Source organism: Paenibacillus tabacirhizosphaerae (assembly GCF_040812395.1).
In the GTDB taxonomy this organism is placed as follows: Bacteria; Bacillota; Bacilli; order Paenibacillales; family NBRC-103111; genus Paenibacillus_E.
In genome coordinates this window covers 56,895-78,302 of the sequence record NZ_JBFNXH010000011.1, presented here as the reverse complement: position 1 = coordinate 78,302, position 21,408 = coordinate 56,895, and the positions used below count along the sequence as shown (strand labels likewise).

Below are 21,408 nucleotides of genomic sequence, written 5' to 3'. Positions count from 1 at the left end.
CCCTAAGGAGGTGCCGTCATGGCGGTACGGGAAGTTGAGATAATGACAAGCAGCTGTTGGAGCGGGTTTGTGAGAGGGAAATGGGTAACGGCCATCGATGTTAAAGATTTTATCGATAAAAATATAACGGTTTATACAGGCAATCATGCCTTTCTGGCGGGTCCTACGGAAGCCACGGATGAGCTGTGGCGCATGATCAGTATGTTGACACGCAAAGAGAGAGAAAATGGCGGCGTGCTGGATATCGATCTTCATACGATATCTACGATTACTTCGCATGCGCCAGGGTATATTGCACAGGACAAGGAAAAAATCGTCGGCTTGCAAACCGACGCCCCGCTTAAGCGTTCCGTACAACCATTTGGCGGTATCCGCATGGTTATCGATGCTTGTGAGGCGTATGGTTTCAAGCTGCCGGAAGAAATCGTTCAAGTGTTTACAGATATTCGCAAAACGCATAACCAAGGCGTATTCGACGCCTATACTTCAGAGATGAAGACAGCACGCAAAGCTGCTATTATTACAGGTCTGCCTGATGCTTACGGCCGCGGACGCATTATTGGCGACTACAGACGTGTCGCGTTGTATGGTGCAGATCGCCTGATCGAGGAGAAGAAAAAGGATCTTTTACAGTTGGAAGTGGACACGATTACGGAAGATATCATCCGGCTGCGCGAGGAACTTTCTGAACAAATCCGCAGTCTCGGCGAGCTGAAGCTGATGGCCAAAACGTACGGTTATGATATTGCGAAGCCGGCGCTAAATGCTGTTGAAGCGATACAGTGGGTATACTTCGCGTATTTAGCCGCCATTAAGGAGCAAAATGGCGCAGCGATGAGCCTTGGGCGCGTATCCAGCTTTCTAGATATTTATATCGAACGGGACTTGCAGAATGGGGTCTTGACGGAAATAGAGGCGCAGGAGCTAGTTGACCATTTTGTCATGAAGCTTCGCATCGTCAAATTTTTGCGCACGCCTGACTACAATGAGCTTTTCAGCGGAGATCCGACGTGGGTAACCGAATCGATTGGCGGCATGGGGCTCGATGGCAGAGCAAGGGTGACGAAAAACTCCTTCCGCTTCCTGCATACGTTATACAATCTTGGTCCTGCCCCTGAACCGAATCTGACGGTGTTGTGGTCGACTCAGTTGCCTGAAGGCTTTAAAGCATACTGTGCGAAAGTATCGGCAGAGACCAGCTCAATTCAATATGAGAATGATGATCTGATGCGGCCTTATTATGGGGATGATTACGGCATTGCTTGCTGTGTATCCGCTATGCGCATCGGCAAACAAATGCAGTTTTTCGGCGCCCGCGCCAATCTGGCCAAAGCGCTCCTCTACGCGATTAACGGCGGTGTGGATGAGAAACTGGGCATACAGGTGGGGCCTCAGTTAGCGCCTGTGACTTCGGACATTCTTCGTTATGAAGAAGTGGCCGAGAAGTTCGATACGGTGATGGAGTGGCTGGCGAAGCTGTATGTGAACACATTGAATGTTATTCACTACATGCATGACAAGTACAGTTATGAGCGGATCGAAATGGCGCTGCACGACCGTGAAATTGTGCGCACGATGGCTACGGGAATCGCGGGATTATCGGTAGTCGCCGACTCGCTTAGCGCGATTAAGTATGCGAAGGTTCGTCCAATCCGCAATGAAAAAGGGATTGCGGTCGATTTTGAAATTGAAGGCGAATACCCGCAGTACGGCAATAATGATGAGCGTGTGGATGCGATTGCCGTTCAATTGACGGAAGCGTTCATGAATAAGATCAGGAAGCATAAGACGTATCGAGGCGCGGTGCCGACGATGTCCGTCTTAACGATTACATCGAATGTCGTATATGGGAAAAAGACGGGAAGCACGCCGGATGGGCGCAAAGCGGGAGAACCTTTCGCGCCAGGGGCTAATCCTATGCATGGTCGCGACCGGAAAGGCGCGCTGGCGTCGCTCGCTTCCGTAGCGAAAATCCCTTACGAGCATTGCTTGGACGGCATCTCGAACACGTTCTCCATCGTGCCGAAAGCTCTTGGGCGCGAAGAAGAAGCGCGCATCTCCAATCTGGTCTCTTTGCTCGATGGCTATATGGCGAATCAGGGCCATCATTTGAATATTAATGTGTTCGACCGGGCGCAGCTGCTGGATGCAATGGAGCATCCGGAGCAGTATCCGCAACTGACGATTCGCGTTTCCGGCTACGCGGTGAATTTTATTAAGCTGACCAGGGAACAACAGCTTGACGTGATACATCGTACCTTCCACGGCTCGATGTAATCCAAGAGAGGGGTGCAGACCGATGAAAGGACGCATACATTCCTTCGACACCTTTGGCACCGTTGACGGTCCGGGCATCCGCTTCGTTCTTTTCATGCAGGGCTGTGCGCTGCAGTGCAAGTACTGCCATAATCCCGATTCATGGGAGATGAATACAGGCAGGCAGATGGATGTAGAAGAGATTTTGAATGAGATCGAGCCTTATCTTGAATACTATCGCCGCTCAGGCGGGGGGATTACGGTAACAGGCGGGGAGCCGACTTTGCAGGCTCCTTTCCTGGCCCGTTTGTTCGCTGAATGCAAAAGGCGCTGGGGGCTGCATACGGTGCTGGATACGAACGGATTTTGCGAGCCGAGCCATGCGCAGGAGCTTCTGAAAGTAACCGATTTGGTGCTGCTTGATTTGAAGCAAATGCATCCAGGCAAGCACATCGCGCTGACAGAGCAGCCGAATGACCGCATCCTGCGCTTCGCTCGCTTTTTGGACGAAATCGGCAAACCGGCTTGGGTTCGTCATGTGCTCGTGCCTGGATGGACAGATGACTACATGGATTTAATCGAGCTCGGCAAGTTCATCGGTTCATTGCGTAACGTTAGCAAATTGGAGCTGCTGCCTTATCACAGAATGGGAGTCTATAAGTGGCAGCAAATGGGGAAGGAATATCCGCTTGAACATTGTCCTACGCCAACCGATCAGGAAGTAAAGAGGGCGAGGAATCTCATTGATTCCGGCATACTTGCTCGTCAAATGGATGAAGGCAATGCAGAAACGCAAGGGATACAACTTGGAAAATAACTGCGTCAAACAAAACCAGTAGTGCGGGCTGGATGCCGGTGCTGCTGGTTATATGTTTGATGTGTAATGTGATTTAATTCACATAACCCGTACATGCAGCTGGAACTGTGACCAATATCACATCGGCTTGCCGCATAAAGACTTATGATTTACCTATACAAGGGTGTATGAAAGGATCCATTCATGACAATAAACCGGAGCCATAGGTTTGCTCGGAGAGCAGTCAAAGTCGATCATGCCCAGGGCATGATTATGCAGCATGTTGTGCCGTTGGAAAGTGAATACACGTCAATTGATCGCAGTTTGCATAGAAGAATTTCAAAACCGCTGTATGCGAAGGAAAGCATGCCGCATTTCCCCCGTTCCGGGATGGACGGGTATGCCATTTTGAGCGAAGAAGCCCTGTTGGCTGCGCCGCAAAATCCTACCCTACTGAGGGTGATCGATGAAGTGCCCGCAGGGTATCTGTCGAATAAGCGAGTGGTGCCTGGCACCGCGATTCGAATCATGACGGGAGCGGCTGTGCCGGACGGGGCGGACGCTGTCATCATGTTTGAGCAAACGGAGGAGATCCAGGAAGACGGACAGGCATTCATCCGCATCAAGCATAAAGTAGCCCGCGGGCAGAACATTGCCAGGGTGGGGGATGAAATCTCGGAGGGGCAGCTCCTCATGAGCGGAGGCACCCGAATAGGTCCAGGGCAAATTGCGCTGCTCGCCTCGATGGGTTATGCAGAGGTTCCTGTTTTTCGGCGTCCCGTGGTAGGCGTTGTCATGACCGGAAGTGAACTGCTCACCGTTATGGAGCCGCTTCAGCCGGGGAAAGTGCGCAATAGCAATGCCTATATGCTTGCGGCGCAAATTGAACAAAATGGGGGGCACGTGATCCATTTTGGAACAGCCCCGGATGATATCGTGGAAGTTGCCAAGACGGTGAGAAGAGCTTTAGAGAAGTGTGATCTTCTTATTATAAGCGGCGGGGTCTCTGTCGGGGATTACGACGTCATGGCGGACTTCTTTACGGCTAGCGGGATTGAAAAAGAGCTGCTTTTTAATAAGGTCGCCATGCGTCCCGGCAGTCCGACGTCGGTAGCTGTCATCAACAACAAGCTCGTGTTCGGCCTGTCCGGCAATCCCGGCGCCTGCTTCGTGGGCTTTGAACTGTTTGCGAGGCCTGCACTGCTGGCGATGCAAGGCATAGAAAGCCTTTATAATCATCATACCCAAGCGGCGATGTTGGATGATTATGAGAAAGGCTGTCCGCACGATCGCTATCTAAGAGGGCGAATGACGCATTTTAATCAACAGATAATCGTTAGCGCATTGGAAAAAAATAATTCAAGCATGCTTGTATCGATACAAGATGCTAATTGCATTATTAGGATACCAGCGGGTTCCAAAGGAATTGCCGCGGGCCAATCTGTAGAGGTTATCCCGCTTCCTTATGAAATGACTGCGTACTGAGGGAGGACAACTATGAAACCTGACCATAAGGAAGCTCACAGCACTCATAACCTAACAGACGCTCTTCATAGGCCCCTTCGCGATTTGCGCATATCGGTGACAGACCGTTGCAATTTCAGATGCAGATATTGTATGCCTGAAGAGGTATTTGGCCCGAACTTCCGTTTTCTTCCTCAGGATAAGCTGCTTAGTCTTGAAGAAATCATACGTTTAACGCGGATTTTCGTCTCTCTTGGCGTTCAGAAAGTGCGAATCACAGGCGGCGAGCCGCTTTTAAATAACCAGATTGGCGAAATCATAGCCCGGATACGCCTCATTGAGGGCGTCAACGATATTGCAGTTACAACCAACGGCTCCTTGCTGAAAAATAAGGCGAGAGAGCTAAGGGACTCCGGACTTGAGCGAATCACGGTCAGTTTGGATAGTTTGGACGATAAGCGATTTGGCGCTATGAACGGGAGGGGCTATCCCGCAAGGGGCGTGTTGGAGGGCATCGATGCCGCAGCCTCGGCAGGATTATCCGTTAAGATCAATATGGTCGTGCAAAAAGGGATTAATGACCAGGATATCGTGCCTATGGCCAAATATTTCCGGGAGCGCGGGCATATTTTGAGATTTGTTGAGTACATGGACGTTGGGAACAGTAATGGTTGGAATTTGAGGCATGTTGTTCCCAGCAAAGATATTCTCGATATCCTTCATAGGGAGATGCCCTTGGAACCGGTGGAGCCGCATTATCTCGGGGAGGTTGCAACCCGTTATCGTTACCGGGGCTCTCAGGATGAGATCGGCTTGATTTCCTCTGTGACCCAAGCGTTCTGCAGTACGTGTACACGAGCGCGGCTTTCTGCGGACGGACACCTTTATACCTGTTTGTTTGCCTCAGACAAAACGGACCTGCTTAGTAGGATGAGGGACGGTGTGAGCGATGGCGACTTAAGATTAGTTATTGCCCGGGCTTGGGGAAATCGGCAGGATCGGTACTCCGAACAAAGACTTGCACAGACCACTCCCACGCATAAAGTAGAAATGTCTCACATTGGCGGCTAGCGCGATGAATCGGGCTGCGTAAGCGGCGGATATTTGAAACTTTGTCAGATAGAGATGAACTTGTCAGGAGGAAGAGGTCATGCTTATCAAAGAAAATGCACCGCAGCTGGTACTGATTGGCAATGGAATGGCGGGCATAAACACGATTGAACAGATGTTGAAGTTAGTCCCGAATCACTATGAGATTACGGTCATTGGCAAGGAACCGCACCCTAATTATAATCGTATTCAATTATCCTATTTGCTCGAGGGAAGCAAGACATTCGACGACATCCTGCTTAATGATTATGACTGGTACGAACGAAACCATATTCAATTGCTTACAGGCGTTGAAGCGACACGAATAGATTTGGTCTCTAAGTGGGTGCATCTAAGCAATGGGCAAATAAAGCCTTACGATAAGCTCGTCATTGCGACAGGCTCCAACCCGATTATGCTGCCCATACCTGGTGTAAATAAGAAAGGGATTGTTGGCTTCCGCGATACTCATGATTGTTATGAAATGATGGCTGCGGCGGGAAGGTTCAAGCGGGCAGCCGTCATTGGCGGCGGATTGCTTGGTCTTGAGGCTGCTAAGGGTCTTTTGAAATTAGGTATGCATGTTACGGTTGTCCATTTATTCCCTGATTTAATGGAGCGACAGCTGGACTCAGCGGCGGCGCTTATGTTGAAGACAGAACTTGAAGAGCAAGGGATTCATTTTCTATTGAATAAAAAGACCACAGAAATTTTAGGCGATGAACATGTTCAAGGACTTCAGTTCGAGGACGGTTCCATGCTCGAAGCGGAATTCGTTGTTATGGCGGCAGGGATTGCGCCCGAAACTGTACTTGCCCGGGATTGCGGCTTAGAAGTAGGCCGGGGCATTATCGTAGACGACTTCATGCAGACAAGCGCACCGGATGTCTACGCTGTAGGGGAATGCAACCAACACCGCGGAGTCAGCTACGGTTTAGTCGCTCCGTTATTTGAGCAAGGGGCCGTGCTGGCCAAACATTTGTGCGGCGTTCCGACGGAACCTTATCAAGGCTCGACAGTATCTACGAAACTGAAAATATCCGGTGTGGATGTGTTTTCTGCTGGTATTTTTCAGGATGAGCCGGGGCTTGCTGTCATTCGCATGCAGGATAACTGGAAGAAAACATACAAAAAAGTGCTGCTCAGCGAAAATCGCATTGTTGGAGGCGTGTTATTTGGCGATGTAAGTGATTCTGTCCAACTGCTTAAATGGGTAAAAGCGCAAGTGGTGATGACTCCGGAGATTCATGGACAATTGGTGGGCACTTCCGCCGCTGAAGGGTTCAATCCTTTGACTGTAGTCGCTGAGATGCCGCTGGATGAGATTGTGTGCGGCTGCAACGGGGTCACGAAAGGCATGATCGTTGAAGCGATTACGGAAAAGGGGCTTAGCACCGTAGATGAAATAAAATCATGCACCGGAGCAAGCCGCTCCTGCGGAGGGTGCAAACCGTTGGTGGAGCAGCTTCTTGCTCTGACACTCGGTGATCAGTATGAAGGAAGCCATGCGGTGAAAGAGACGTTGTGCGGCTGCACCACTCATAGCCGTGAAGATGTCATTGCTGCGATCAGAGATAAGCGCTTAACGCACGTTCGCGAGGTAATGAACGTGTTGGAATGGCAGCATGCGGAAGGCTGCACGAAATGCAGGCCGGCCATTAATTATTATATTGGCATGGTTTGGCCGGAAGCCTTCGAGGATGAGCGGGATTCCAGATTCGTCAATGAGAGATTACATGCCAATATCCAAAAAGACGGTACGTACTCGGTGGTTCCCCGGATGTATGGCGGGGTAACGACCCCTGAGCAGCTGCGGAAAATTGCTGACGTCGCAGACAAGTATGACGTGAAGATGGTGAAAGTGACTGGCGGGCAGCGCCTCGATTTATTAGGCGTGAAGAAGGAGGATCTCCCGCAAGTATGGGATGAACTTGGCATGCCGTCAGGGTATGCTTACGCGAAGGCGATTCGAACGGTGAAAACCTGCGTGGGCTCTACGTTTTGCCGTTTCGGCACACAGGATTCCATCGGCATGGGGATCTGGCTGGAGAAGAAATTCGAACGGCTCTGGATGCCTGCCAAGTTCAAAATGGCGGTTAACGGCTGCCCTCGTAATTGCGCCGAAGCAGAGATTAAGGATTTCGGCATTATCGGCAATGATGGCGGATGGGAAATTTATGTGGGCGGTAACGGCGGCGTGAAATTAAGAGCTGCGGACCTTTTGTGTAAGGTGAAAACAGATGAAGAATTGATTCAGCTTGCGGGTGCGTTCATTCAGTTTTATCGGGAAACCGGCAAGTATGGGGAACGAACCTCCGATTGGATCGAACGGTTAGGCATTCAAACCATTATCGATGAAGTTGTTGTGAATATCGAGCGGCGCAAAGAGCTGGAGCAGCGGATTGAACAGGCGCTTCTTGGCTTGCACGATCCTTGGAAGGATGTAGTGGAGCAGGAAGAGCTGCGGCATCAATTGTACGAGAGCATTCAAGTAAAGTAATGTGAAGTGAAGTGATGAGATGAAGTGAGGGAGGGAATACGATGGAGGCAGTTAAGGTCATCGATAGAGTAAGTTATTATTCGATAGGTGTAAGGGAGGATTTCCCTCTGCATCTCGGAAAGGCCGTTCAACTTGGTGAAACCGAGATCGCTGTGTTTCGTGTTGCAGAGGATCTGCTGTATGCATTGGAGAATCGAACAGGACATAAGAAAGGAGGGCCTCTCGCTGAGGGGCTCGTCAGCGGGGATTATGTGTACTGTCCGCTGCGCGATTGCAAAATAAGCCTGCTTACCGGGGAAGTCCAGCTTCCGGATACGGGGCAAGTAAGGGTATTTCCTGTAAAACTAGAAGGCTCTAATGTGCTGGTCGGCTTAGCGTAGCGCCTTCCGAATATGACTGCAATCCGCTCGCGGGTTGCGGTAGATCGTCTTTTTGCACGGGCGAGCAGAACGTAGATGCGTTAAGAGGCGGTATTTTTGGTTGTAGGGACATTTCGCGGAACTACGGTGCGTTATGAGCAGGAAATGATGGGTTGTAAGCACATTTTGGCTCATTTAACGCACCCTAGTTCCTCTTCCGGGGGAGAAAAGGGACGGTTGCCGTGGAATAAGGCATCGTAGTTCCGTCGATATCGCTGTGCATGGGGAAATAGGCGGTTCGGCAGCACAGAGTAGATCAGCAAAGAACCTAGCGGTGATCTTCCGCTAGGTTCTTCTTAATTTATATCAATTGAGAACCGTTTGGGATTCCCAAAGAAGGCTGCCGGTCTTAAAGAAAGCAATCTCAGCTACAATAGTAATAAAGTAGGAAATGACAGTCAACTTCAAAACGTTCACAGACTGTTCACTTATGCGGAGGTTTCTACTATCGCTATAATAACAAGGGTGAACAGAAAGGATGATGGAGATTGCCGACAACTAAGAAAGAAGATTTTTATTTTGGATTGATGATGTGCTTGGGGATGGTCGTGTTCATGACATTTTATAACTTATTTACACACGGCTTGATCGGCACATTATCATTGAAAGAAATACTTACTCAACTTATTCTAGTCTTTATTATTGCATCCTTATTAGAATTATTTATTGTCGGTCCAGTGGCAAAAAAAATTGCTTTATCATTACCATTTGACAAATCTAAGAAGGCATTTGTGATTCTATCTCTTGCCTTTTTTATGGTGAGTGGAATGGTTCTCTTTATGTCACTTTATGGATTGGGGAATGCTTACTTTTCCGACAGTCTGATGGGAGAATCATTGCTTGAAAGTTACTTTTCTTTAGTGTTTAAAAATTTTGTTTTTGCTTTTCCTCTTCAACTCATCATTGTGGGTCCGCTTGTTCGGTATTTATTTGTGAAATTCGTTAAAGATAAAAGAATAATGGGATCTTTAAGCTAAACGATAGTCAACAAACGGATAACAAGAGTTCAATAGTAACAAGAGAAGGCGGCGGACCCAATTGGAGCTGCTGCCTTTTCTCAACTATTGGGCAGGCTAATCCGCGCCAGACGCAGATCAGCAGCCCATACCCGCAAGTGCAAGAAAGCGTGACGGAGTTTTTTATTTTTCGTTGGACGGGTATGCTTTTTAAGTTTAGTCGATTACAGACGGGATAATATATTCCTTAATCAGTGTCCACCTATCACGAGGATTCATGATGAATGCTGATGCAATGGCTATGACCAGGTTTTTATCTGGAATACAACAGATGGCATTACCGCCATCGCCTAGTGCTAAGTATGCAAAAACTCCGTCCTCTTCGCCTAACCACCATAGATAACCGTATTTATTGGGGTTCATCGCTGTTGATTCGTCAATCCATGTCCCCGAAATAATCTGATTATTGTCCCAATTGCCACGGTTCAGATATAGTAAGCCAAAACGTGCCATATCACGGGGAGTTAGCGTAAGTCCCCAGCCTCCTGTGGAGTTGCGGTTTGGATCTGAAACCCATCCCTTCACATTTTTCCCGAATAAATCCTCAAACTCAAATGAGTTCATTTTATAATCCGGGATTTCTTTCATGCCGATGGGTTTAAATAAGTGTTCGCCCGCAAATTCACGAGCACTTTTTCCTGTGCTGCGAGTGATGATGGCTGAAAGCAGGTGCGCCCCTGCGGTGGAATATTTAAAAGTTCCAATATTTCCTTTTTGGCCGAGCATATCCAGCGTATACTTAACCCAGTCTGGTTGCATACACATCTTGTCCAGCGGTTCGTGCCAATCCTCAAATGGATAGGGAGCTGTCATCGTGAGAAGATGGCGGATGGTGATTTCTCGTTTCTGCCCATCAGCGGCATCGGGAACATATTCGGGGAAAAAATCCAGCACCTTCTGGTCTACATTTTTAATAAATCTTGCCTCTATGGCAATACCAATGAGGGCAGATATGATGCTTTTCGTTACAGATGTCGCATGGTGCGTATCATCCGGGCCATAGCCATTATAATATCTTTCATAAGCCATATATCCATTTCTCACAACAACAATGCTGTTTATATTGCTGTACTCGGATTTTATTATAGGTTCAAGCTCTGAAAGCTTTTCAGAGTCCATCCTCAAGGTTGCCGGATCTACGGCTTGCCAGTCTGTAGTTGGCCAGTAGTTTCTTTGCATGCTAGGAACCTCCTAAAAGACGTTTTTTGTTTAGTGCTTACTATTTTTTCTTTACAGGAAAATACACCTCGGTAACAATGTCCTCAGGATCGGTGGCTTGGTTGGGATCCGTTACGTATACTTCATATGGTGAATTCACCAACTCATATCTTTCATTTTCTGCCCATTCCCTCAGCTTAGCATATACCGATGTCAATTCTGGGTATGCCCCCTTTAGAACAGACTTCGCACAAAGGCCTCCAGGCAAATCTCTCGTTCCCTTTACAGTCTCCTCTATCGGGATGGCAAACTCTGTATCATTGCCGGCAGGATTGTATTCAGGGCTGTGATAAATCGTCATTGGCGTACCAAGCAAGGTGAGTTTTTCGGTAGCAATCTTTTCATATAGCCTGCTAAAACACGTTTCATATCCTAGCGCATAGTCATCACTACTCATCATCTGACGTGTATAAAGGATATTCATTGGCTGGGTTTCAACAAGTTGCACGACTATATTGTCAAGGTATGACATAATTGGGATGCCCTTCTCTAAATTTAAAATATCGTTACTCATTTGTTTTAGGGTATATTCAAAAGCGTTTAGTTTTTCCTGGATGTCCCTTCTCTTTCGATTAAGGACAGAACAAAGCTGCTCTTCTGCTTGATCATCTTCCAATTCCAGAATGGCTTTGATTTCTTCCAGAGAAAAATGGTAATCTTTCAAACGGTTGATAAAGAGCATCTTTTTTAGCTGCCTGATGGAATAATACCTATAACCATTTTCAGGATTGATTTCATCAGGATTGATTAATCCAATTTCATCATAATATCGAAGCGTTTTTGTAGATACTTCGCATATCTTCGAGAATTCACCAATCGATAGCAAGAGGCGACCTCCCTTCTTCATATTTTTATAAGGACTGAATGCTTTAAAGTATCGATACTTTGTTGTATTCTACTGATCACTTTACCCTTTACCCTAAGGGCAAAGTCAACTGCGTTATGCATACCCATATAATTATACATACTTGCCTGCATGAAACTCGTTGTTGGTTGGAAGCAAACCATCCCAAGGTTCTATTCAGAATCCTCCGCTTAATTCCGATAAAAATAAATGAATGCGAGAGATGCTTCAAGAAATCCAAACACAGAGAGAAGACGACACCATGACTAAAAAACAAGGAACTATGAACCGAATTCGTAATATGTCTTTACGTGTTAAACTGCCCCTACTAATCAGTTTACTAGTGGTTTTAGTGCTATCAGCCTCATCCATATCTTTTTATCATTTTGGATCTGGCTTGCTATTGCAAAAAAGCAAGGATGAAATCAATGGTAATGCTGATAGAATTGGAGAAGGCCTTTATACGGCTGTTCAACTTCAAGAGCAAGCTTCATATCTAATTTCCGTGCATAGTACATTCCGAGATATGTTGAAGCTTAGAGAAGAAGCTAAAATGTCCGATGCGGATTTCCTTTCTGCTAAAAACCCATACTTCAATAAAGCAAATGAAATCTTAGCAAAAAGCTTTCAAGGAACAAGAGGCAACGAGTCGTTTTTGGTGCTCGATTCCAAAGGGATCATTGTAGCGGGGAGTAAAGGCGACACTATTGGTCAATCCCGCTCAGATCGTGAGTATTTTACGCAATCAATTAAAGGTAATTCCTTTATTAGTGATGCTATTGATTCAAAGAGCAGCGGTAAACTCCTTATTGCCTTTTCCCATCCGATTAAAGATGAAAACGGAAAAGTTCTTGGCGTATATGCCTCAACGGTAGACAGCAAGTTCTTTGTCGATAAATTGGGCAAAATAAAAATTAATGGCGAAGGTGAAATTGAGATCTTAAGCCGTGGAGGCACTGTACTTTACAACTCAACGGATGATTCAAGAATCGGCAAGAAACTCGATGATCCAGGAACGGTCGAATTCTTGAAGCAACGAGCTCTTGGTGAGATGATACAAGTGGATACAGACTTTGGTTCTGATTATCTTCGATACAACAAGATTCCTAATGCGGATTGGACGGTATCCGTTATTGATAGTTACTCGGATATTAAACGACCAATTCAATCATTGTTCTTGCAAATGATTATGATCACTGTTTTGGCGATTGTGGTCGCAATTGGAGCGGGTATGTTGTTGTCTCGCTATATTGCAAATCCGATTATTAAGTTGACTATATTGTTCAAACAGCTTGCCTCTGGAGATTTGACGGTAATTACAAGTGGTAAGTATGACAGTGAATTTAATGATTTGGCAGATAGTTTCAACAGCATGGTTGGGCAAAATAAAGAGCTGATTATTAATATGAATAAGTCTATTTCTATATTAAATGCCAGTACAAATGAACTAGACAAAGCATCCAAACAAACCACTCAGTCCATTAACGAAACCTCAGTAACATCGATGGAGATTGCTAAAGCAATGGAGTCACAATCTCATGATACTGAAAACATCGTAGATCAATTCTACGGGTTTGGTGAAAAAATTGTGGCCATGAATGATAAGGCTCAATCCGTGAAGGAAAGAGCAGAGGAAATTGTGGATGTGTTCCATGCCAGCAAAGAAGTGGTTGAAAACCTGATTCGAATCAATGACAAGAATGAAGAAGAGGTTTACAAAATTTCGGCAATAACGTTAAAACTTCAAGAAAGCTCCACCAATATTAGCAAGATCACCGGGGCTATCAGCGACATTGCCAGCCAAACGAACTTGCTTGCTCTCAATGCATCCATTGAAGCGGCAAGAGCAGGAGAGCATGGTAGAGGGTTTGCGGTTGTCGCATCTGAGATTCGCAAACTTGCCGAGCAAAGCTCGAAGCAATCAAATGAAATCAATGCGATTATACAGCAAAATCTAACTTTCGTAGCGGAAAACAATGAAAGTGTAAATGAAATCCGAAGTATTTCAGCTAAGCAAGATGAGTTTGTAGGTCAAACACAACAAGCATTCAAAACGATCCTAGAGAATGTCACCGAAATTACAGAACAAATTAAGGCTATGGCAAATGATGTTACTCGCATGGAAAAAGCTAAGGATGAAGTTCTTGAGTCGGCACAAAGCCTTTCAGCCTCGGGTGAAGAGGTGTCTGCTTCTGTTGAGGAAGTGACAGCAACCATGCAGGAGCAGTCGGTAACCGTACAACAGCTCGCTGGCATGGTAGAAACGATTAATCAACTGACAAGTGAGCTCGCAGAAGCGGCTTCTAAGTTTAAGGTTAAATAAGGTCGAAAAAGGATGGGGTGAAAACTCCATCCTTGATTTGCTAGATTTTTCAAGATAATCTTGTCTTGTGATAAGATTTGTTTGAGTAACCACTCAATACATTCAAGAGCCAACGGAGACAATATGACAGATAACGATAAGAAAGATAAAATCATTGATGCTGCTTATCAAGTTTTAGCTGAAAATGGTTATGATAATGCTTCCACCAAAGAAATTGCACGTGTTGCCGGTGTAGCTCAAGGGTTGATTTATTATTATTTTTCCAACAAGGATCTTTTGTACGCCGAAGTTTTTCGGCGCGACTCGGAACGGTATTGCGAATCGTTGGATTTTATTAAAGAGGTAGGAAACCGGCCTTTGACGTCTGAATCGATCAAATCGGCACTGAACGTACCTAAGCAGAGGGTATTAGACCATCCTGCCTGGATTAAACTCCGTTATGAGTTGTATGCGTTGGGCCTTCGAAAACCGTCCGTGTCTGAGAATATTAAGGACACTTTATCGATGAAACGCAAACATTTACAGGGATTTATTGAATCGGTAGCCAAGCTGCCGGAGGAGCATTCTCGTCCATTAAGCGCGATTCTCCTTGCGACATTTGACGGTCTGGGACTGCAGCAAATGAGCGATGAGGAGTTTGATTACGACGAGGCATACAGTACATTAGCTTTGTTGATGGAGTCTTACATAAAGAGAGTTTTCTCCTAATGTAAGACATGTTTTTAAGCAGTATTGGTTGATTAACCAAACAATTTATTGTTTTATTTTGATTGAGTAACCAACTAAATTATATCGTATTCAAGGGAGGACATTGGAATGGGAAATCCAAGACGTGAAGATCCAATTCGTATCGCACAAGACAAGGTGCCTTTTCTTCGGCGAGTAGGGCAATTTACCGTGCGGGCCAGATGGTTTGTGATTTTAGTTGGAGTGCTTGCATTGGTTGTCTCTGGCGTTATCGGGGCAGGAACTGTTGGCAAGCTATCGCTTAGCAGGTGGGAAGTACCCGGTTCCGAATCGTACCGGGCAGGGAAGTAGATAGCGCTGACAATGTTAAAACCGGATTAGCCTTAACGAGCGAATTGGCTGTAGATGAAGCCGTCAAAGAAGCTGGCTCCTACTGGCCTTAGCCGTCCTCGTCGATGCGACGTTGATTCGCTTCATTTTGGTTCCTGCCTTCATGAAACTGGCTGGAAAAGCGAATTGGTGGGCACCGCCTTTTTTACGCCGCTTTCACCAGCGGTACGGAATTTCAGAGAGTTCCCCTACAACCATCGATGAAGAAGGAGAGAGAACAAATGGGTACAAAGGGCTTTTGATTTAGGATACGCAGAGATTAGCCGCCCATCGTGCTAGCAGAGAAGTGTGACGGCAAATCAGCATTAGTGTGACGACGCTCACACAAGGTTAACCGACTTTTCGTTATAGTGGACTCAGAAACACAGTGACGAGGAGGATTTAACATGGCAACGTACATTCAATTAACCGATCGCGTCGGAGATATTGTGACAAGGTTCCCCAAGACAGCGGAGGTATTCAAAGAATACCGCATTGATTTCTGCTGCGGAGGCAATCAATCCCTGCTTCAAGTGATTCAAAACCGGCCTATCGCGGAAGATGCTTTGCTAAATAGTCTTAATGAAGCTGCCCAATCTCCCATACCTGCGAACCTGAATTGGCAGGAACTAAGCTCCAGCGAATTAATCGACTATATCATTCGAAACCATCATGGCTACTTGAAAACAGCGCTGCCGCAGCTCAGCGAATATGTGAACAAGGTCGCGCGCGTACATGGCGCTCACCACCCCGAGCTTCTTCAAGTTCATCAAAGGTTTGGCGCATTGAAAAGTGAAATGGAGCAGCATATGGAGAAAGAAGAGTTGGAAGCTTTCCCGGCTTTAACCGAGTTTGAGAAAGAGCCCACAGCAGAGAAAAGAGAGAAGCTCCTTGAAATTCTGGACAGTCTCGAACAAGAGCATGAGGGATCCGGCGATCTTTTAAAACAAATCAGGGAAATTACCCAAGATTATGAGCTGCCGGAGGATGCCTGCACGACGTTTCGGCTCACTTACTTGAAGCTGGAGGAATTGGAAGCGGATATGTTCCAACACATCCATGTAGAGAACAATATTTTGTTTCATCGCCCCAAACTGACTGCTCAACTCGCACCCAAACAGTAAGCTTCAGCATGTGTTAAGGGGGAGTATCCATGTTTAGGCTTCCGCTATTGTTTATAGTAACCGGGATTCTTAGTTTTATCGGGTTTCACGTACTATCTTTGTTTTCCTTAGGATCTTGGGTGGCAGAGCCTCCGAGGAATCCGGAAGGATGGTTCCGCATTCACCTGATCGTACTGGATTGGGGCACGATGATCGCTATGGGGGCCGTCTATCAGTTGATGGATGTGGTGCTCCAACGTAAGCTCTACAGCCGTAAGCTGGGTTACGTTCATTATGCGTGCTTTCTTGTTGGTTCGGTCATCTTATTAGTAGGATTTCTCCGCCTGGAGGTTAGCTGGATTGCCGTGGGGGCGGTTGTGACTTGGCTTGGCATCTGCCTGTTTGCCTGGAATATCGGCCAAACGATGCGTCTCGCCGCACAGTGGAACGCGATTACCGTGAGCACAGCTTGTGCCGTGGGGTATCTGGTGATGACCGGGATGCTAGGCATCATGATGGGGATTGACTTCGTTTATCCCATCTGGGGCGGCATTCACGATCGCTTGCTTTCCGCTCATATCTGGATGGGAACGCTCGGATGGTTCGGCTTATTAATTACGGGCTTCAGCTACAAAATGCTCCCTATGTTCTACTTGTCCCACGGAGAATCGCCCAAACGGCCGATTGTCATTGTTATACTCTGGAATGCGGCAACACTCCTTGGAGCGGGTCAATTCATACTGGGAGGGGATGCTCCCTTCCTTGGCGTAGCGATCGGCTTCATCCTGGCGGCGCTCCTTGCTTACGAAGCTCATATCAGAGACATCCGGAAGCACCGCCATAAAGGGTCCCCGGGCTCCGGGATTCGTTGGTCCATTTTCTGCACCAGAGGGCTTCTTGTTTACGTTGTTGTTCTCCTCGGCGTTTGGCTGGTAAACCCGGAACGATTCGGGGACGAGAAGCTGCTTATCGTGACGGGGTGGCTGTATCTCTATGGATGGGTAGCTATGACCATTCTTGGTTATTTGTCTAAAATAGTTCCTTTTTTATGGTGGACGCATAAGTACGGCCCTCTGGCAGGCAAAGTGAAGGTTCCTGTTATGAACGATCTGATAGAAGATCGGTACGTAAAGGCCGGGATGGCCGGCATGTGCGGTGGACTGCTTCTCCTCCTGCTAGGCATTGGCATCAATGGTATGGCGTTGGTTTGGATCGGCGGATGCGCGCTTTCCTTATGTTCCCTTGGATATATAAGCCTGATCGCCCGTGTATTTGCACGTTAGGCTAACCGCTTCATTAGAGACAGCGGCTTTCCCTTAGATCTTCGAAGATCTGAGAGAGGGCTGCTTTTTTTGTCGAAATCATGACAACTGCATAAATGTGTTTGAGATCACATCTTGGGCTGCTGCGAGCCCGTATATTGGGATCAAGCGCCTGTTAAATGGGTTCATTTTCAATTGAAATAAATCCACAGTGATTTTTCTCACAGAGCAGGACGGCGTGTGCATGTTTAAATGTAACTATGAGATTACGAGTGAAGGGGCAATGATAAATCATGGATCGAGCGTTCGCGTCAAAATTCGCCAAATGTGTCTTTCTAGCTGTTTGCGGACTAATTATTCTCATGGGAGTCGGTTCGAGGTTTTTCACACACATTGATTTGGCCTTATATGGGTATATGGTGGGCACGGTGGTATTCATTTGCGGTTTCTTTTACCGGTTTATTGCTTGGGGAGAGCGGCCGCCAACGAAAATCATTTTGAAGAAAGGCATCAAATTGTTATTTCGAAAAAGTACGCCTCAGACAACCGCTGAGCATCTGGTCACCTATCGGTTTATCTGGAATCGCGGGTGGTATCGCTGGACACAGCACGTTCTCCTAGGTTGGGGCTGCATTTTATCAGCGTTCGTGACGTTTCCGCTTGTGTTCGGTTGGATGTACTTCACGATGGGAGAGAACGGCACGTATACCGTTGTCGGTTTCGGGATCGACTTGATGAAAATTAAAGCGGATGGCATGCTCGGATTTCTCTTCTATAATGCGCTCAATATTACAGCGTTCATGGTCATCGGCGGCGTTTGCATGGCCCTGTATCGCAGAATCAAGAACATGCAGGCTCGAGCGGAGCAAACATTTATCTATGATTTCCTCCCGCTGTATATGCTGCTTTTTGTTAGCTTAACCGGATTATTGCTTACTTTCTGCAATATTTTCCTCCGGGGATACGGGCACCCGGTTGTCACACTAGTCCATCAATGGTCCGTTATCGTAACGCTTATTTATATCCCTTTCGGTAAACTGGCACACATCCCGTTCCGTCCGATGAGCGTCTTTGCCCGGAATTACCGAGAACATTATACAGAGCAAGCGGCCAAACAATGTAAAGTTTGCGGAACCGGCTTCGTTTCCGTCGAACAATCCAACGATGTCATCGCCGTGCTGAAAGTGAATGAGATTGAATTTAAAACAGAGGAAGGCTTTCATTTGGCTGAGCTTTGCCTGCCATGCCGCCGGAAATACAGAATGTCCCGCTTCACTGGAATACCGACCCACCAGATTCGCGTAAAGGAGTCCAATCAAAATGCCAAAGGATAAATTTTTTAAGGTAATCGCCAATAAAAAGCACCCGAACGAAGAGCTGGTGCCGACGCATTGTTCCTATTGCGGTATGCAGTGCGGCATGAACCTTCGCGTGGATAAATCTACGAATACCATTATCGGCGTTGAGCCGCGATATGATTGGCCTGTGACGCTAGGCAAGATGTGTCCTAAAGGCGTGACGGCTTATCAACAAACCAATCATCAGGATCGCCTCTTGCTGCCCTTAATCCGTGACGATGCTTCGCTCAAAGGAACGAAGCTTGGCTTCCGCGAAGCAAGCTGGGAAGAGGCTTATGCGTTGATCGTGAAAAGATTTCAAGAGCTGCAAGGCAAGCACGGCAAAGACTCGCTTTCTGTATTCAGCGGCGTATCCATGACCAACGAAAAATGTTACCTTACCGGCAAATTCGCCCGGGTCGGGCTGCAAACCCGCTACATTGATTATAATGGCCGATTCTGCATGTCGAGCGCGGCGGCCGGGTTCCTTCGCAGCTTTGGGGTAGATAGAGGTTCTACACTGCCTTGGACGGACCTTCATGAAACGGACTGCTTGTTCATCGCCGGCAGCAATACGGCGGAATGCCACCCGACCTCGATGTTCCGGGTATGGGAAGTTCAGAATCGCGGCGGTTATTTGATCGTAGCCGACCCCAGAGAAACGCCGATTGCTAGGCGCGCGGATATTCATCTCGACTTGCGTCCGGGGACAGACTTGGCGCTTGCCAATTGTATGATCCATCTATTAATCCAAAACGGCCACGTTGATGCAGAATTTGTCGCGAATCACACTAAGGGCTTTGAGGAAATGAAAGAGGTTGTGAAGGAATTCACGCCAGAATATACGAGCGAAATCACGGGCGTGGCTCCTGAGAAATTAATGCGTGCCGCCGAGATTTATGGCAAGGCGCCCAATGCCGTCGTCATGTTCGCACGCGGGATTGAACAACAGATTAAAGGGTCGGACAACGTATCGGCTTACACCAACATGTGCTTAGTGACCGGGAAAATCGGACGTCCGAAATCAGGCGTTGCTACTTTCACGGGACAAGGAAACGGTCAAGGCGGAAGGGAGCATGGGCAGAAGGCCGATGCGCTTCCGGGATACCGTAAAATCACGAATCCGAAGCACGTTGAAGAAGTGTGCAGGGTGTGGGGAATTACCCCGGAAGAGATGCCGCAGCCCGGTGTATCGGCGTATGAGATGTTCGGGCTTATGCAGGAAAAGACGATCCGCGGATTGTATCTGCTATGCTCGAATCCGGCTGTATCCGCGCCGAATCAGAACTTCGTTCGCGCGGCGCTTCAAAATCTGGATTTCATGGTTTGCGCCGATATCTACTTATCCGAATCCGCTGAATTCGCGGATGTTGTACTGCCATCGGTAACCTGGTCGGAAGATGAAGGAACGGTAACTAATCTGGAAGGCCGAATTATTAAAATCAATAAGGCTCAGGAACCCATCGGGCAGTCGAAGCCTGACTGGTTGATTCAGGTAGAGCTGGCTGAACGATTAGGCAGAGGGAAGTATTTCAGCCATCTGAAGACGGCTCGCGATGTAGCGGATGAGTTCCGGTTCGCTTCCAAAGGCGGATATGCCGACTATTACGGAGCGACTTGGGATAAGATCGAAAAGCAAAACGGCGTATTCTGGCCATGCCGGAGCGCAGAAGATCCTGGCACGCCGCATATGTTCCTGGATCACAAGTTCTACCATGCGGATGGCAAAGCCCAGTTATGTGCGCTGCCTTACAGGCCGCCTGCCGAAGAGCCATGCGAGCAATATCCGCTCCGGCTTACGACAGGCCGGGTTGTGTATCATTACTTATCCGGGAATCAAACAAGAAGAATTCCTTTCCTGCGGGACATGTGTCCGGAGCCATACGTCGAGGTGCATCCGGAAACGGCGGCGCACTACGGCATCGCGCATGACGAGGTAATCCGGCTATATACACGGCGTGGAGAAGCCTTTTATAAAGTGAAAATTATTGAAGCGATTCGTAAAGATACCGTATTCGTTCCGTATCATTTCGGCCATGAGCAGTCGATTAATTTGCTGACGATACCCGCGCTAGATCCTATGTCCAGAATGCCGGAGTTTAAGGTGTGCGCAGCCCAGATTGAGAAGCAACCGGAGAGGGTGAACATCCGATGAAACAACATTTATACATCGAAATGGATAATTGCATCGGCTGTCGAAGCTGTTTGGCTGCCTGTACGCAATGCGGAGGCCACGATGAAAGAAATCGCAACTATGTCTATGATGTTAATCCGCTGGTCACTCGTCAAACCATTCCATTGATGTGTCTCCACTGTGTAAATCCGGCTTGCGCCCGAAGCTGTCCGGCTCAAGCCATTCAGATAACAGAAGAAGGCGCGGTGCTATCGGCCTTGGTCGAGAAATGTATCGGCTGCCAAAATTGTACCATCGCTTGCCCTTATGGCATCCCGAAATTCGATGAAGAGCAGAATCTGATGTACAAATGCGACCTTTGCTATGATCGGACCAAAGACGGCATTCCGCCCATGTGTGCATCCGTTTGCCCAACGAACACGCTTCAATGGCTAACCGAGGAAGAATTGGCGGCGAAGAACGAGCAGCATAAGCTGGGCAAATGGACGGCAAGCCATTCGCCTTTTGACCCATTAGAAGGGGAAACGAATGTCAAGATAAGCCTTCCGGGCATTCTGCAAGGAAAACAAAAATTGTTCTAATTTACTTGTG

General features: G+C 47.4%; 17 protein-coding genes. 15 read left to right on the top strand and 2 right to left on the bottom strand.

Annotated elements, in window-relative coordinates; translation table 11 throughout:
* Positions 1-18: 18 nt before the first annotated feature.
* From pflB to ABRS97_RS18890, 7 genes are all read left to right on the top strand, one after another.
* Entirely contained in the window at positions 19-2,277 is a 2,259-nt protein-coding gene (gene pflB / locus ABRS97_RS18920; protein WP_367816558.1) for a formate C-acetyltransferase, read from the top strand.
* A gap of 22 nt (positions 2,278-2,299) precedes the next feature.
* Complete coding sequence (gene pflA, locus ABRS97_RS18915) at positions 2,300-3,073, top strand: pyruvate formate-lyase-activating protein (RefSeq protein WP_367816560.1); 774 nt, start codon at positions 2,300-2,302, stop codon at positions 3,071-3,073.
* A gap of 183 nt (positions 3,074-3,256) precedes the next feature.
* Complete coding sequence (locus ABRS97_RS18910) at positions 3,257-4,537, top strand: molybdopterin molybdotransferase MoeA (RefSeq protein WP_367816561.1); 1,281 nt, start codon at positions 3,257-3,259, stop codon at positions 4,535-4,537.
* Positions 4,538-4,549: 12 nt separating this feature from the next.
* Positions 4,550-5,587 (top strand): GTP 3',8-cyclase MoaA, encoded by a 1,038-nt coding sequence (gene moaA, locus ABRS97_RS18905; protein WP_367816563.1) that lies wholly within the window; start codon positions 4,550-4,552, stop codon positions 5,585-5,587.
* 79 nt (positions 5,588-5,666) lie between these two features.
* Positions 5,667-8,105 carry a nitrite reductase large subunit NirB gene (gene nirB, locus ABRS97_RS18900; protein ID WP_367816565.1) on the top strand — a complete coding sequence of 813 codons (2,439 nt, stop codon included), beginning with the start codon at positions 5,667-5,669 and terminating at the stop codon, positions 8,103-8,105.
* Between the two features lie 41 nt (positions 8,106-8,146).
* Complete coding sequence (nirD, locus tag ABRS97_RS18895; RefSeq protein ID WP_367816566.1) at positions 8,147-8,485, top strand: nitrite reductase small subunit NirD; 339 nt, start codon at positions 8,147-8,149, stop codon at positions 8,483-8,485.
* A 527-nt stretch (positions 8,486-9,012) separates the two neighbouring features.
* Positions 9,013-9,501, top strand: a complete 489-nt coding sequence (locus tag ABRS97_RS18890; protein WP_367816568.1) for a DUF2798 domain-containing protein — start codon at positions 9,013-9,015, stop codon at positions 9,499-9,501.
* A 195-nt stretch (positions 9,502-9,696) separates the two neighbouring features.
* Here the strand turns inward: ABRS97_RS18890 and ABRS97_RS18885 are convergent, their stop codons facing one another.
* Positions 9,697-10,719 carry a serine hydrolase domain-containing protein gene (locus ABRS97_RS18885; protein ID WP_367816570.1) on the bottom strand — a complete coding sequence of 341 codons (1,023 nt, stop codon included), beginning with the start codon at positions 10,717-10,719 and terminating at the stop codon, positions 9,697-9,699.
* Positions 10,720-10,759: 40 nt separating this feature from the next.
* On the bottom strand, positions 10,760-11,584 hold the full coding sequence (locus tag ABRS97_RS18880) for a MerR family transcriptional regulator (RefSeq protein ID WP_367816572.1): 825 nt from the start codon (positions 11,582-11,584) through the stop codon (positions 10,760-10,762).
* A gap of 280 nt (positions 11,585-11,864) precedes the next feature.
* Between ABRS97_RS18880 and ABRS97_RS18875 the strand changes: the two genes are divergently transcribed.
* The 8 genes from ABRS97_RS18875 (at position 11,865) to ABRS97_RS18840 (ending at position 21,398) form a co-directional block, all read left to right on the top strand.
* Positions 11,865-13,925, top strand: a complete 2,061-nt coding sequence (locus ABRS97_RS18875; protein ID WP_367816574.1) for a methyl-accepting chemotaxis protein — start codon at positions 11,865-11,867, stop codon at positions 13,923-13,925.
* A gap of 123 nt (positions 13,926-14,048) precedes the next feature.
* Positions 14,049-14,633: a TetR/AcrR family transcriptional regulator gene (locus ABRS97_RS18870; protein WP_367816576.1), complete on the top strand. Its 585-nt coding sequence runs from the start codon at positions 14,049-14,051 to the stop codon at positions 14,631-14,633.
* A 108-nt stretch (positions 14,634-14,741) separates the two neighbouring features.
* Positions 14,742-14,963, top strand: a complete 222-nt coding sequence (locus ABRS97_RS18865; RefSeq protein WP_367816578.1) for a hypothetical protein — start codon at positions 14,742-14,744, stop codon at positions 14,961-14,963.
* 425 nt (positions 14,964-15,388) lie between these two features.
* Complete coding sequence (gene ric, locus ABRS97_RS18860) at positions 15,389-16,105, top strand: iron-sulfur cluster repair di-iron protein (RefSeq protein ID WP_367816580.1); 717 nt, start codon at positions 15,389-15,391, stop codon at positions 16,103-16,105.
* Positions 16,106-16,134: 29 nt separating this feature from the next.
* Entirely contained in the window at positions 16,135-17,367 is a 1,233-nt protein-coding gene (locus tag ABRS97_RS18855) for a hypothetical protein (protein ID WP_367816582.1), read from the top strand.
* 272 nt (positions 17,368-17,639) lie between these two features.
* Entirely contained in the window at positions 17,640-18,680 is a 1,041-nt protein-coding gene (locus ABRS97_RS18850; protein WP_367816584.1) for a hypothetical protein, read from the top strand.
* A complete protein-coding gene (locus ABRS97_RS18845; RefSeq protein WP_367816586.1) occupies positions 18,667-20,838 on the top strand; it encodes a molybdopterin oxidoreductase family protein in 2,172 nt (723 codons plus the stop codon). The genes ABRS97_RS18850 and ABRS97_RS18845 overlap by 14 nt, the downstream gene beginning before the upstream one ends.
* Positions 20,835-21,398 (top strand): 4Fe-4S dicluster domain-containing protein, encoded by a 564-nt coding sequence (locus ABRS97_RS18840; RefSeq protein ID WP_367816588.1) that lies wholly within the window; start codon positions 20,835-20,837, stop codon positions 21,396-21,398. The genes ABRS97_RS18845 and ABRS97_RS18840 overlap by 4 nt, the downstream gene beginning before the upstream one ends.
* Positions 21,399-21,408: the final 10 nt, after the last annotated feature.